This window comes from Paenibacillus tyrphae (assembly GCF_000722545.1).
GTDB classification, from domain to species: domain Bacteria; phylum Bacillota; class Bacilli; order Paenibacillales; family NBRC-103111; genus Paenibacillus_G; species Paenibacillus_G tyrfis.
Window position 1 is genome coordinate 232,219 of record NZ_JNVM01000004.1, and the last position, 14,006, is coordinate 246,224.

General features: G+C 55.4%; 12 protein-coding genes. 6 read left to right on the forward strand and 6 right to left on the reverse strand.

Annotated elements, in window-relative coordinates; all coding sequences use genetic code 11:
- Window positions 1–56: 56 nt before the first annotated feature.
- Window positions 57–2,687, forward strand: a complete 2,631-nt coding sequence (locus ET33_RS04485; RefSeq protein ID WP_036677048.1) for a DNA internalization-related competence protein ComEC/Rec2 — start codon at window positions 57–59, stop codon at window positions 2,685–2,687.
- 122 nt (window positions 2,688–2,809) lie between these two features.
- On the opposite strand, the gene ET33_RS04490 is transcribed toward ET33_RS04485, so the two are convergent.
- Together ET33_RS04490 and ET33_RS04495 are read right to left on the reverse strand one after the other, a co-directional pair.
- Window positions 2,810–4,171, reverse strand: a complete 1,362-nt coding sequence (locus ET33_RS04490) for an MATE family efflux transporter (protein WP_036677051.1) — start codon at window positions 4,169–4,171, stop codon at window positions 2,810–2,812.
- 6 nt (window positions 4,172–4,177) lie between these two features.
- The gene (locus ET33_RS04495; protein WP_036677054.1) at window positions 4,178–4,756 is read right to left on the reverse strand and encodes a TetR/AcrR family transcriptional regulator; all 579 of its coding nucleotides are present in this window, start codon (window positions 4,754–4,756) and stop codon (window positions 4,178–4,180) included.
- Between the two features lie 238 nt (window positions 4,757–4,994).
- Between ET33_RS04495 and ET33_RS04500 the strand changes: the two genes are divergently transcribed.
- Complete coding sequence (locus tag ET33_RS04500; RefSeq protein WP_036677058.1) at window positions 4,995–5,930, forward strand: EamA family transporter; 936 nt, start codon at window positions 4,995–4,997, stop codon at window positions 5,928–5,930.
- A gap of 101 nt (window positions 5,931–6,031) precedes the next feature.
- On the opposite strand, the gene ET33_RS04505 is transcribed toward ET33_RS04500, so the two are convergent.
- Both ET33_RS04505 and ET33_RS04510 read right to left on the reverse strand, forming a co-directional pair.
- Window positions 6,032–7,114, reverse strand: a complete 1,083-nt coding sequence (locus tag ET33_RS04505) for an NAD(P)H-dependent flavin oxidoreductase (protein WP_036677062.1) — start codon at window positions 7,112–7,114, stop codon at window positions 6,032–6,034.
- A gap of 112 nt (window positions 7,115–7,226) precedes the next feature.
- A complete protein-coding gene (locus ET33_RS04510) occupies window positions 7,227–8,123 on the reverse strand; it encodes a LysR family transcriptional regulator (protein WP_036677755.1) in 897 nt (298 codons plus the stop codon).
- 138 nt (window positions 8,124–8,261) lie between these two features.
- On the opposite strand from ET33_RS04510, the gene ET33_RS04515 reads away from it, so the two are divergent.
- The 4 genes from ET33_RS04515 to holA all read left to right on the forward strand — a co-directional run bounded on the left by ET33_RS04515 (window position 8,262) and on the right by holA (window position 13,062).
- Entirely contained in the window at window positions 8,262–9,479 is a 1,218-nt protein-coding gene (locus ET33_RS04515; RefSeq protein ID WP_036677065.1) for a YbfB/YjiJ family MFS transporter, read from the forward strand.
- A gap of 303 nt (window positions 9,480–9,782) precedes the next feature.
- On the forward strand, window positions 9,783–10,340 hold the full coding sequence (locus tag ET33_RS04520) for an RNA polymerase sigma factor (protein WP_036677069.1): 558 nt from the start codon (window positions 9,783–9,785) through the stop codon (window positions 10,338–10,340).
- 57 nt (window positions 10,341–10,397) lie between these two features.
- Window positions 10,398–11,756 carry a zf-HC2 domain-containing protein gene (locus tag ET33_RS04525; protein WP_268808309.1) on the forward strand — a complete coding sequence of 453 codons (1,359 nt, stop codon included), beginning with the start codon at window positions 10,398–10,400 and terminating at the stop codon, window positions 11,754–11,756.
- 286 nt (window positions 11,757–12,042) lie between these two features.
- Complete coding sequence (gene holA / locus ET33_RS04530; RefSeq protein ID WP_036677756.1) at window positions 12,043–13,062, forward strand: DNA polymerase III subunit delta; 1,020 nt, start codon at window positions 12,043–12,045, stop codon at window positions 13,060–13,062.
- Between the two features lie 71 nt (window positions 13,063–13,133).
- Here holA and ET33_RS04535 read toward each other — a convergent pair whose 3' ends face one another.
- Both ET33_RS04535 and rpsT read right to left on the reverse strand, forming a co-directional pair.
- On the reverse strand, window positions 13,134–13,577 hold the full coding sequence (locus ET33_RS04535) for a P-loop NTPase family protein (protein ID WP_200879179.1): 444 nt from the start codon (window positions 13,575–13,577) through the stop codon (window positions 13,134–13,136).
- Between the two features lie 13 nt (window positions 13,578–13,590).
- On the reverse strand, window positions 13,591–13,863 hold the full coding sequence (rpsT, locus tag ET33_RS04540; protein ID WP_010495603.1) for a 30S ribosomal protein S20: 273 nt from the start codon (window positions 13,861–13,863) through the stop codon (window positions 13,591–13,593).
- Window positions 13,864–14,006: the final 143 nt, after the last annotated feature.

Genomic DNA, 14,006 nt, shown 5'->3' on the forward strand with positions numbered 1-14,006 from the left:
GTGCGTCAGGCATGCGTCCGGAAGAGGTTCTTTTTTGTTGCTGGAAGGAGGAGCGGATGGCTCAAAGACCGATCGTAGCGTTCGCGGTATGTTGGGGGATAGGCTATGCCGTTGCGGTGATCGTGCGGCTGCCATGGATGAATCTGTGGCTGGCTATGGCTGCAGGAATGCTGTATTGCGCTGCGATGATCGTGAGACCAAAGGGGACCGTTTGGCTCCGCAGTCTGTTGATCGTCGCGGCAGCGGCGGGCGTATACGGCGACCATGATGCCCGAAACCGGAGCTTGGTCGAATTACAAACCGATGAAGTAAGCGGCGTGCATTTTCAAGGGAGGATCGTGACGCCGGTTTCGGTAGACGGGGACCGCGTTTCCTTTCAAGCGGAAGCTGAATCCGTAACAATTCTCGAACATGTGGTACCGGAGAATGGCGGCAAAGGCGAGCTGATGCAGTTTTCGATCCGTTTGCTTGCTCGGGAGGAGCAGGAGACGGCCAGACGCTGGGAGCGGGGCGACCGGATCGAGCTGGACGGAACGCTGCGCCGCCCGGCGGAAGCTCGCAATTTCGGCGGCTTCGACTACCGGAACTATTTGCGGCTGCAGCATATTCATTGGCAGATGACGGCAAAAGGGACAGCGGGACTCGCCGTAACGCCACCGGAATCCGGCGTATGGGGCGGCTGGTTTGCCATGCGCGGCATCGACCGCTTTCGGGACCGGCTGGCTGCGCAGGTAGACCGGTTGTTCCCTCCGGATCAAAGCGGCTTTATGAAAGGGATGCTGATCGGCCTGACGGATGAGATCGAGCCGCAGCAATTCGAGCGGTTTTCCCGGCTGGGCCTGACCCATATTATCGCGATCTCCGGCTTGAATGTCGCTATTTTTCTGGCATGCTTGATCTGGCTGCTGCGCCGCTTCGGACTGACACGGGAAACGTATCTGCTTACCGCGCTTGCGCTCATGCCGCTGTATATCGCCGTCACCGGGGCTTCGCCTTCGATCGTCCGCGCCGGCCTGATGGCGATGATCGGCTTGTATGCCGCTTATCGGAACCGGCTTAAGGACGGGCTCCACATCGCGCTGATCGCGGGAGTCGGCATGCTCGTCTGGAATCCGTATTACTTGCTGGACGTCAGCTTCCAGCTTTCGTTTCTGGTTACGCTCGGACTCATTCTCGGCGTTCCGCAAATGAACAAGCTGCTACCGGTAAAGCATGTGAAACTAAGAGACGCGCTGTCGATTACCGTAGTCGCGCAGCTGATCTCGTTTCCGCTGTCGATTTATTATTTCAACCAATTTTCCCTGCTTTCGTTTGCTGCCAATTTTGCGCTGGTTCCTGCTTTTAGCGCATGGGTGATGCCGGGCGGAACGGCGGCCATGCTGCTTGGATTCGTCTGGGGGACCGGAGCGGGCTGGCTTGGGTGGCTGATTGCCAAGACAAACGAGCTTCTGTTTTACGTGGTGGAACAAGCCAGCAAGCCGGATGCGGTTCAAACGATTTGGCCAAGCCCTTCACCGGTATGGATCTTGGCTTATTACGGACTGCTGTGCGCGGCGCTTGTGCTGCTGCAGTCGTTCGCGGCCAAGGACGAAGGGGCTGCCCCCGAGCCGATGCTTTACGGGGTAAAAACGAACAAGCTGCCGTTTCTAAACCGGCAAACGATGAACCGATACGTCCTGCTGCCCGCGAGCTTACTAGGTTTTGCCGGACTGCTCTGGTACGGCTACGATCCGGAACGCGGAACAGCGGAGGGACGCGTGCAGTTTCTGGATGTGGGACAGGGGGATAGCATCTTGATCCAGACGCTCCCGGGAGGCCATACGATCTTGGTGGACGGAGGCGGAACGGTCTCCTTCCGTAAACCGGGGGATGCGTGGAAGGAGCGGAGAGACCCTTATGAAGTGGGCCGGAAAATGCTCGTGCCGCTGCTCAAAAAACGCGGCGTGCAGCAAATCGATGAGCTTATTCTGACGCATCAGGATGCCGACCATTTCGGCGGCTTGCAGGCGGTGCTTGAGCACATTCCGGTACGTCGTTTTTTGTTCAACGGGACGTTGAAGCCGCTGCCGGCTGTGAAAAAGCTGTTTCAAACCGCACTGGAAAAGGGGACGGAGCTAGTCGAAGTGGAGGCGGGAGATACGCTGCAGGTCGACGCCGGCACGGCGCTTCATTTCTTGTATCCGCTGCCGGAGGGAGCGCGGGAGGGTGTGCGTGTGGAGCAGGATCAAAACCCGAGCTCCGTCGTGTTTTTAATGGAGATGGCGGGCACTCGTTGGCTGTTCACAGGCGATATCGGACAGGCCGAGGAGCGAAAGCTGCTCGACCGTTGGTCGACGGTAACGCCGGGACTTACTCAAGGGGAGGCGCTGGCTCCTGCCGTTCGTGAAGCTGTGTCGTCATCGGGGGATGCCGCACAGGTATCGGCAGTATATCAGCCCGTCGATGTGCTGAAGGTCGCCCATCACGGGAGCAAGTCGTCTACGGCCGAAGAGTGGCTGAACGCTTGGCAGCCGAAGCACGCGGTCATCTCCGCCGGGGCGAACAACATTTATGGGCATCCGAACCGGCAGGTGCTGGAGCGGCTGACGTCGCACGGTATAAGTGTGCAGCGGACGGACAGGGACGGGGAGGTGCAGATGACCGTGCGTGACGGAAAGATTTATACGCGAACGAAGCTCCGGCCTTAAAGGTATGGCGGGAACGGCCGCGCCAACTGCACGCCATAACGCGGCGAAAGCCGCCCGGTCCATACGATGATGGGCCAAGCGGCTTTCGCGAAGTGGAAACGCAGGTGAAGGTGCAGTCTGCGTTAAGAGGCGGCATTCACCGAAGCGGCGGTGCGGGAGTGTCTGCGGATATAAGCATATACGGTAAGGACGACGATCAGCTCCGAAAGCGGGATAGCGAGCCAAATTCCAGTCGTTCCCATGACATGGGGCAGGGTGAACAGCAGGGCGACCATGATCAGCATTTCGCGCGCTACGGTAATCCAAGTCGCCATTTTGACTTGGTCGGTCGATTGAAAGTACGTCATCATGACAAAGTTGACGCCCATGAACAAATAGCCGACGAAAAACAGGCGTATACCGGAAGCGGCCAGCTCCTGAACCTCCCGGGTAAACGAACCGAATAAGGAGACGATGCCGTCGGCTGTAAGCAAACCGATCAGAAACACGCCCAGCCCGATGCCGATCGACGTTTTTACGGCGATGCGGATCGTTTCCCGCTCCCGGGCATGCTGCTTCGCGCCCCGATAGTAGCTGATCAGCGGCTGAATGCCCGATCCCATGCCGATGAACAACATCAGCACCACGCTGTGTACGTAATTTAGAATGGAGAAGGCCGATACGCCTAACGTGCCCGCCCACCGGACCATAGCCATGTTGTAGCCTGCCGTAAAGACAGCGATACCCAATTCCGCGACGAAGCTCGGAAAGCCGATCGTGAACGTGCTTTTGGCCAGCTTCCACGACAAACGCAGCTTAACGAAGCGGAGCGTGCTGTCCTTGCGCAGAAAATGCGTGAACAGCACGCACGCCCCGATGGCGGATGCGCCGATGAGTGCCCATGCGGACCCGGCTACACCGAAGTCGAGCACAAACAGAAGCACGTAATTTAGCCCGATATTGCATACGGCGGTGACGAGCAGCGAAATCATCGCCAGATTCGGATTGGCGTCGTTGCGTACAAAGATGCTGAACGCATTTTGCACAGTGACGACAAAGCCGAAGCTCAGCAGCACGGTCATAAATTCCATCGCGTAAGGCATCGTCTCGTTATTGGCCCCGAGAAACACCGCCAGCTTTTCCCGGAACAAATAAGCAATTCCCGCCAGCGCGAGCGTCAAGCTGAAAATGAGCGTAAGCGAATGAGTAAAGATCGAGCGTGCCTGCTCGGCATCTTTGGCGCCTAGCGATCTGGAATACAGAGCCGCGCCGCCGATACCGACCCACAGCGATATGGCAAAATAAATCGAAAATACCGGAAAGGCGACGTTGACCCCCGCCAACGCCACCTCGCCGAGCCGCTGCCCGACGAAAATGCCGTCAATTACGACGTTAATGGACATCATAAACATACCGACAACCGACGGAACCAAATAACGGACGAATACTTTGCCTACGGAATCGGATTCCAAGGCTGTCAGCTTGTTATTTTCAAGTTGCATCATACACCTCTAGCTATCTTCTCTATAAAGTATTCCTTTCCATAATAAGGAAAAGGTTGTATCGGCCGCTTGGATAAAATAATCCGGGCTGCCGAAAATCAGTTTGGCGGTCAAGCCTTCGTAAATCGTATGCACGGCGAGCGCGCCTTCCTTCGGATTGACCTGAGTGGTCGAATCGAGCTGAAAAGCAAGCTCCAACAGATGAAGCAAATGGTGCGAATACAATTCGTACATGGTGATGCACAGTTCCTGCAGCGGCTCCGGAGGCATGAACGCCATCAGAAACATCAGCTTCACATTCCGGTTGGTCGCGTAGCGGTCTTTCATCTCTTCAACGAAGGTGCGCAGCAGCGTCTGCAGCGGCTCCCCCTTATGCTCGTGAAAAAACGTGGTCAAGTAGGCGATTTCCTGCTTCGTTGCGTCCTCGTGGATTTCGACGACCAAATCTTTCTTGTTCTCAAAATGAGCGTACATCGACTGCTTTTTAATCCCTACCTCTTGGGCAATATCCGCCAGCTTCGTGCCTTCATAACCGTATTGCAGCAGATGCCCTATGGCGGCTTTCTTGATCTCTTCTCTTCGGCTCATCGTACCCACCTTGGCTCTATGACTCATTTACCTTACCGTAGTCAGGTAAACATATTAGTAATATTATCACAATTTAAGCTGTTTTCAAACAGAAAACTTACTTCAGTCAGTTCATTATAAAAAACAAGTCTTGAAACTCGGCTCAGAGTTTGCTATATTTTTTGTTTGTGGGGCTTTCGGTTTTAACGGCCGGAGCTACCGCGGGTGGGTGAGGGTTAACTAGAACCGAGGATCGGTTATGATATTTTCGCAGCGATTCAAAGCTAGCTTGTTGGTACTGACCGGCGCTGCATCGTACGGGATACTGTCCACTTGCGTCAAACTGGCGTATAAGGACGGTTTTTCGCCCGCCGAAGTGACGGGCAGCCAAGTGTTGTTCGGCTTTGTGGCTTTGTGGCTTCTGAGCATCCGTTGCTGGGGCTACATGAAGAAGATGCCGAGGATGGTCTTTCTGAAGCTGCTCGGCAGCGGGGTGTTTACGGGGCTTACCGGCGTGTTTTACTACTACGCGCTGCAAACGTTGAGCGCATCGTTCGCGGTGCTGCTGCTGTTCCAGTTCACCTGGATGGGGCTGCTCGCGGATTGGCTGCTGCAAAAAAAAGCGCCCAACCGGTTTCAGCTCATCGGCGTTGTCATCGTGCTGGCCGGCACGCTGTTCGCCTCCGGTTTTCTCGAAGGCAGCGTGCCTCAGTTCAACTGGACCGGTATCGGGCTCGGGCTGCTTGCGGCCGCAAGCTATACGCTGACCGTCTATTTCAGCGGTAGGGTTGCGACAGACGTGCCTGCGATTTTGCGCAGCTCGTGGATGCTGACGGGAGCGGTCATCGTCGTGTCGCTTATTTATCCGCCGACGTTTCTGTGGAGCGGCGCGCTGACGAACGGCTTGTGGGGATGGGCGGTCATTCTCAGCCTGTTCGGCATGATCCTTCCGCCGTACTTGTATACTAAGGGTGCCCCGCACCTCAGTACCGGCGTAGCCTCCATCATCGGGGCGATCGAGCTGCCCGTCGTCATTGTGTGCTCCAGCCTGCTGCTTCATGAGCGGACCGGCTTGCTCCAGTGGCTCGGCATCGGACTTATTTTTGCCGGCATCGTCGTATCCGAATGGAAAAGCAAGCGTGCGAGCCAAAGCGAACGGAACCTTGCGGAGCCCCAAACGGACAGGCCGCGATAAGCGACCGGCAGCAGCAGTTTTATGTAAATTAAAAAGAGGCATTCTTCCGAGTAGACGTGAATCTGCTTGGAAGAAGCCTCTTTTTTATATGCCGGGTACGATCATCCTTCTCGGAATTGACTTAGTCGCTGCAGCGTCCCGGCTGCTTCGCTCATCAGCTCGCCGATCAGCTTGCCTGCGGGCTGAGTCCTATTCAAGCGCAGCGCTTGTCCGCACCAGAGCGACATATACTGCGGGTTGTTTGCGTTCGCCGCAGCCTTGCGGATGTCTTGCGTTAATTTATTTTGGATAGGGTACTCGGGAATGGATCCCGGATATTGCTCCATATCCGAAATAAATTCATTTTTGATTCCCCGGGCTGCTTTTCCCGAAAAGGCAACGGTCACCGTCGTGTCCTCTTCGCTGCTTTGAAGGATGGTCCGCTTATGCTGCTCGTGGGCTCCGCTTTCGTCGCAGGTCAGAAAAGCGGTGCCCATCTGCACGCCGGAAGCGCCTAGCGCCAGGCTGGCAACGATTCCGCGGCCATCCATAATGCCTCCCGAGGCGATGACGGGAGTGCGGACTTGGGCGACGATTTGAGGCACAAGCGCCATCGTTCCCACCAGTCCGTCCTCGTAACGGCCCAAGAACGTGCCGCGGTGTCCGCCGGCTTCGCTGCCTTGGGCGACGATAAGGTCGATTCCCGCCGCCTCAAGCGCCAGCGCTTCGCGAACCGTTGTCGCGGTCCCGACGAGCTTAATGCCTTCGCTTTTCAGCTTGCCGATGAGCTCCGGCGAAGGAATGCCGAAGGTAAAGCTGAACACGGGCACGCGTTCGTCCAGAACGACTTGAAGCTGCTCTTCGAACGTTTCTTGAAACTTAGCGGGCATAGCCCCGGGCGCAAGATTAAACCGTTCCCGATAACGGTTTAACCATTCGTTCATTCGCGCTGCGATCTCATCGGGCGGACCGAATGTTTCAGGGGAAAACAAATTGACGGCAAAAGGGCGATCCGTCAGACGGCGGACATCCTCGATGGCGCGTTTGATTTGCTCGGGCGTGAGATATGCGGCGCCAATCGTCCCCAGACCGCCGGCTTCCGACACGGCGGCTACGAGCTCCGGAGTCGTCGGCCCCCCGGCCATGCCGGCTTGTATGATGGGATAGGAACATCCGACGATGTCTGTCATGGGAGTAGAAAGCATGGTACAGCACTCCTTCCAATACTTGGAGGTATATCCAAACCTGCTATGTTCTCATCATAAGCAATCCGCTTCGTCGAGTAAAATCGCAATAGCAGATACTGGCCATCTTAAATTATGATGGCTCGCCGGAGCCGCCCGGTAAGAGGAAACGGTTCTTGATCTCATGGAGAAACAGCTTGTAGGCTTGCGTCATATAGGCGTCTTTCCGGCGGATAAATACCGTTTGAACCCGTCCGTACCGTTCCGGGATCGGATAGGATCGGACGAGGCTTTCCTTGGTTTTGCTCCGCACGATCGATTCGGGAAGCAGGGAGACGCCAAGTCCGGCGGCAACGCATCCGATAATCGTTTCCAAGGTGCCGAATTCCATAATTTTGACGGGCATGACGCCTTCCTCCTGAAGCCAGCCAAGCAGCTTGGCCCGGTAGGAGCAGCCGGAACGAAACACGAGAACGGTCCGGTCCGTCAATTCCTTCGGAAAATCAAGACGCGGGTGCAATGTGTCCGTGACAAGGACAAGATCTTCCTCGAAGACGGAATCCTGCAGCAGCTCCGGATGTTCCACGGGTCCCATGACAAACGCTCCGTCCAAGCTGTAATCAAGCACCGCCTGAATCAACTGCTGCGACGGTCCCGTCACGAAAGACAAATCGACCTCCGGGCACATCCGGTGATAGTCTGCCAGCAGGTGGGGCAGCCGGACGGCAGCGGTCGTTTCCATCGACCCGATCGACAACGGCCCGATCGGCGTCGATGCATCTTGAACCGCTTTGCGCGCCTCCTCCAATAAACGCAGCGCTTTGTCGGCGTACTCAAGCAGCGTTTTGCCCGCAGGAGTCAGCGTGATACCCCGGTTATGCCGGTAAAAGAGCGGGGCACCAAGCTCTTTTTCGAGCTGCTTGATTTTCGTGGTGACGTTGGATTGCGCGTAGTTTAGCAGCTGCGCGGCCTTGGAGACGCTGCCGCTCCGCGCGGCGGCTTGAAATACTTGAAGAGCTGCGGTATCCAGCGGCATGATCGGTGCCTCCTTTGGTATATGAAATAATGATACGTATTATCAAAAACATTTTATTTACATGATATCAAATTGCGTCTACGATAAACAAGACAATAAGTTTTTGTTGAACGAGACAGCGGAGGGATCGGGATGAACGAGCAAAAAAAGCGTTCGCTATTATTGGTCGGCGGGGGGATCGCTTCTCTTTTTATCGCAATGGGGGTCGGGAGGTTCGCTTATACGCCGATTCTTCCATTAATGCTAAAGCAGCAGTTGTTTTCCGAGGCGGGCGCCGGCGCGCTGGCATCGTCGAATTATGCGGGTTATTTGGCCGGTGCGATTATGACCGCCCTGGGGGCTCGGAAGGAGAGCAGATTGAGCCGGTTGAAGCTGGCGCTTATCGTCAGTGTAGCGACGACGGCATGGATGGGGATCGCGGGCAGCTATGCGCTGTGGCTGGCGCTGCGCTTTGTCTCCGGCTTCGCAAGCGCCGTGATCTTCGTCTACGTGTCCGGATTGGTCATGGACGGCTTGGCGGGGCTGTCGAAGCCTCATCATGCGGTAGGGCTCTTTTACAGCGGCGTCGGCCTTGGCATTACTGCGACCGGCTTTGCGGTCCCTTGGCTGCATGCGCAGTACGGCTGGCGCGGCACGTGGCTTGGCATGGCGCTGATATGCGCCGTTTTGCTGGCGCTGGCGTGGACGAAGCTTCGGGAACCGGCGGATTCAGCGGCTGCGGAGGCCCGCACCATTTCATCCGTTCCCGAGGATCGCAGCTCGCTGACAAGCTTCAAAATACGGCTGCTGATCGTCTACGGACTGGAAGGGCTCGGCTACATCGTGACCGGTACGTTTCTCGTCGCTTACGTGCAGCAGCTTCCGGCGATGCAGTCTTTTTCAGCCTGGAGCTGGATTTTGGTCGGCGCAACGGCCATTCCTTCCTGCTGGTTATGGTCTCTGCTTGCGGGCTGGATCGGAAGCAGGTCGGCTTTATTTGCGGCCTTGGTACTCCAAGCGGCCGGAATCGCGCTTCCCGTTATTTATCCGGCATGGCCGGGCGTGCTGCTGGGAGCCGTGCTGTTCGGCTTGACGTTCATGGGCATCACGACGCTGACCATTTCGTGGACGCGGCAGCGGATGCCGGCCGATTCCGGAAGATTTGTCGGCGTCCTCACCGCCGTTTACGGCACCGGGCAGGTGATAGGTCCGATCGTCGCAGGCTGGATGGTATCGGGCAGCGGGCATTACCAAGGGGCTTTAATCGGCGCAGCTTCGATCGTATGCGCCGGAGCGCTCGCCACGATCTTTCCTGCGGGACGGAAAGCTTCTTTTGGAAAGACGGCCCGAATATCGGCAGCCAAACGGTGACATAGACCGGGAGCAACACATTTGCTTTATACTTAAGCCTATCATCGGATTCTTAACGATTCTCCGAGCACGAGCCTTAAACGGGCAGCGTCAGCCGGGGAACCGCGGGGAATCCGATCTTTTTTTGCTACGAAACAAAAAAGCTCTGTACACGTATAATTGAACGATATGAATCGGCTGTTCAAGCTTGGGAACTTCTATATACCTCGAAGTCAAAATTTGATATGCTGATAGAGTTGTGTTCCGGGTGCAACATTTTGCCCGACGCACTCGTTTATAAGGTTGCAAGAGAGGGGGATCCCAGTGGTAGCGCCTGAAGTTATCAAGGCTGCCCAGTCGGGCGATCGCGACGCTCTAATTACCCTATTGCGCGAAATTGAAAACCACGTCTACCGTACCGCTTATTACATTTTGAACAACGAGCAGGATGCGATGGACGCTGCCCAAGAAGCGTTAATCCGAATTTATACGAAGATCAACTCCTATGAAGAAAAGGCTCAGTTTAAAACGTGGGTGCAGCGCATCGTGACCAACTTGTGTATCGATAAATTCCGCCGGGCCAAGCCTACGGTTTCGATCGAGCAGCACGATTTGAGCTTTACCGACCATAAAACGGTGGAAGACGAAGTGATGTCTACGTATATCGCTCAGGACATCCGAGATGCCATCGACAAGCTCCCCGAGCACCATCGGTCCGTCGTGGTGCTTCGATACTTGCAGGATTTTTCCTACAATGAGATAGCGGAATCGCTCGACTTGCCGATCAATACGGTGAAATCTTATTTGTTCCGGGCAAGACAGCAGCTCCAAACCATCCTGAGGGAGTACAAAAAGCCTAGCGGCGACGCGGTTCGAGGGTAAGCGGCGCAGCATGAAGAGGATATACGAATCGTTACGGAAAGGTAGTGTACGGGGATGATGTGTCAAGAGGTGATCGAACTGATGCAGAGATACCTGGACCGGGATCTCGATGAAACGGAGTACGGCCGGATGCTTCAGCATCTGCAGCAGTGTCCGGATTGCACGGAATTGTTCGAACGTCTTGTTAATTTATCGAACGAGCTGGAGAGCTTGCCCAAGGTAACGCCGCCATTCAGCTTGGTCGATGCCATATTGCCGAAGCTGGAGCAGCTTGAGGCGGCGGGGGCTGTACCGGATACCACTTACGCCGCTTCCGACAAGATCGAGCGCGAGACGGAAGCGCTGCGGGCTAAGGCCGCCGCTGATCCGGCGGACGAACGTCCGACCTGGGGAAGCTGGCGCAAAAATGTGCGGGAATGGATTTCCTTCCCCGTGTTCGGCGGCGTCGTAGCGGCCGGGCTCGTGTTCGGATTTTTCCTGTTCCAGCACCAGACCAAACCCGATGGGGATGCGGGAAGATTGCTGCTCTCGATGACGGATAAGAAAGCGGAAAATGCTGCGGCCGGTCAAGCAACCGATGCGGCGAAAAGCCAGCCGGCGGCGCAGGCGGGGGTCAAAGCGGATAAGTCTCTTCCCGCAGGTGGCTCCGATAACAAATCGGCGACCGAGGAGCACAAGCCCCAAACTTCGTCTGCAGGAAGCGGCGATGCCGACAAAGAAGCTACTATCCAATCGAGAAGCCCCGAGGCAACGGATGCGGACCGGAACCAGACTGCCGTACCCCGGCAGCAGACGTCTGGAGGCGGGAACACGGCGGCGGAACCGGAGCAGCCCATTCAGGAGAAGCTGCCGAAGGCTCCGGCGGAGAGACGCGATAGTATAGCGGTGCCTTCCCAGCAGCCTGCGTCTCCTCCGGAACAGGAAAAAGGGGGTTCGTCCGGGGACCGGGGCGGTCAACAGACGGTAGTGCCGAAGAACGGCAGCGGCGAGCAAGCCAAGGGCTTCAACGCTTTGGGGCCATCCGAAACTTCGGAAGAAGCGGCTACCTCCGAGTCGGCCGATACGGGCGGTGCCGAAGCGATGGATCAGCCGCCGTTGGAAGGCTCCGCTCAAGGCAGCTCGCATATGGGCATTGCCGCCAAGCCGGACTCGAAGCCCGCAGCTCATGAGCTTGCATCCTCGGACGGGAAGTATAAGGCATCGGTCCGGGAAGAGAAAATTGTTATTTTTGACAAAGACGGCAAGGAGCTGTATGCGTCCAGCTACAATTGGAAGGGCGCGGATCGCATCGAGCTTGTGGAATGGTCCGGCGACGGGAAATTGACGTACCGGGTCAACATGGCTGAACAGTCCAAGACGTTCGTCATCGATCTGAAAGCCAAAAACGAAACGGAAGTCAAACCGAGCAAGCCGTAACCGGAAGCCGGGTTTCAACAAGTTCATGAAAGTTTAACATATTGGTAAAGAGAACTGTTGCACCTCGCGGCGTACATTCACGTATATATACAATAGATTAGGACGGAAGACGATTCACGTCGTATGACCATCTGCGGGCCGGTTTCTAGAGCCTGCCCGGCGGGTGTTTATATAGATGGGTTTCGGGCAAAGGGATTAGGTCGGGCCTTAGGGTTTTGACGTAATCCCTTTGTTGTTGGTATCATGAAGGACGTAAGCAGAGCGGGAAGGAACGGTGGGCGGCACGATGGATTACAAAACGGCGATGAAGCACATCAGCAAGGGGCAGTTTAAGCCCGTATACATAGCCTACGGGGCGGAAAGCTATCTGATTCAGGAGCTGATCGCCCGCTTGACGGACAAGCTGATCGAGCCGGAGCATAAAGCGTTTGCCGTATCGCGGTACGATCTGACGGAAACGCCGGTCGATGCCATCATCGAGGAGGCGGAGACGCTGCCTTTTATGGTGCCGAGCAAGCTGGTCGTCGCAACGAATGCGCTGTTTCTGACAGGCGCCAAGGAAAGCGGCAAAGTGGAGCATTCGCTCGAACGGCTTGCGGACTATTTGAAAGCCCCGACGGATTTCTCCATCATCGTTTTTACGGTCGAGGCGGACAAGCTGGACGAGCGCAAAAAGATCGTCAAGGCGCTGAAGGAAGCCGATGCGCTTGTCCCGTGCGCCATGCTGTCTGCGGACGAACTGACGGGATGGGTCAATCAGGAAGCGGGTAAAGCCGGGTTTTCGTTCGGTCCCGGGGTTGCGGAGCAGTTTATTTTGTACACGGGCACCAGCCTTCAGGCGCTCATAAAGGAAGTGGAGAAATGCGCCCTCTACGTCGGTCAAGGGGGGACGCTTCAAGCCGAAGATTTGGAGCAGCTTGTCACAAGAAGCATCGAGCAGAACATCTTCCTGCTGATCGAGCATATCGTTCAGGTCAAGCTGGATCAGGCGTTTACGATGCTAGGCGAGCTCATCCGCCGCAAGGAGGAGCCGATCAAAATCGTAATGTTGATCGCCCGGCAGTTCCGCATTATGTTTCAAGTGAAGGATTTGATGCAACAGGGCTATTCGCAGCAGCAAATCGCCGGCCAGCTTGGGCTGCATCCGTATGGCGTGAAGGTTGCGGCCGGTCAGGCGAACAAGTTCGAATTGAAGCAGCTGGCGGACATTTTGCGGCAGCTGGCGGATCTCGATTATCGGATGAAGAGCGGGAAAATCGACAAGGTGCTGGGCTTGGAAATGTTTCTGCTGCGGCTGGCGTCCTGACGATACAAGAAAAGAGCATGATCGTTCCGGGAAGGGACGGCCATGCTCTTGTCATTTTTGCTTAACAAAACTCAAGTCTTTATTATCATATAATCAAATATTCGGATTCTGCGTTTCCATAGCGGTGTATCGAGAAAAATAATGGTGTCTGCCATATCAAATAAACATTGATACGATTCCCGGTCCGTTCCTTCGAATATCCATGCTCCGCTTTTATCAATATTCCTAATAACCTCGACCTGCTCATCCGCTGTACGTTTATACCGCCCGGCCGCCGTTTGAGGATGAACGATATCATCCAACTCATACCAAGGAACATTCATCTTTTGGGATAAGCGCTTCGCCAACGTCGTTTTACCGCTGGCTACAATTCCAACGATGAGAACCTTCTTCATACGATCTCCTTCATGTAAATAAAAAAGACCGACAGGACGAATGGCCTGAAGGTCTTTCTTTATCGCATGTATGTTGTTGACAACGGGTACGGAGACAAAGTCTCGTACCTGCTGCAACACCGCTTAAAGTGCCTTACGATTGTGCGGAAAGCGCGTTAAGTCTTTTCGCGAGACGGGACTTTTTGCGGGCAGCGGCATTTTTATGGATTAATCCTTTGGTCACTGCTTTGTCCAACTTTTTGCTGGCAGCGATCAGAGCGGCTTTAGCCGTTTCCACGTTGGTGCCTGCGATTGCAGTTTCAGCTGTTTTTACAGCCGTGCGGAGCGCGGATTTGTGCGAAGCGTTGCGAAGACGGCGCTTCTCGCTTACTTTCACGCGTTTAATCGCGGATTTAATGTTTGGCATGACGTTCACCTCCTACCACAACTTGCAAAAAAACATAGGTCATGTTTTGTTGACAACTCTTAATATTCTAACATGGGCCATATGAAAATGCAATAGAAACGCCGGACTGAGCCTGTAAAACTTTTGCATAACGGATTTGGCTT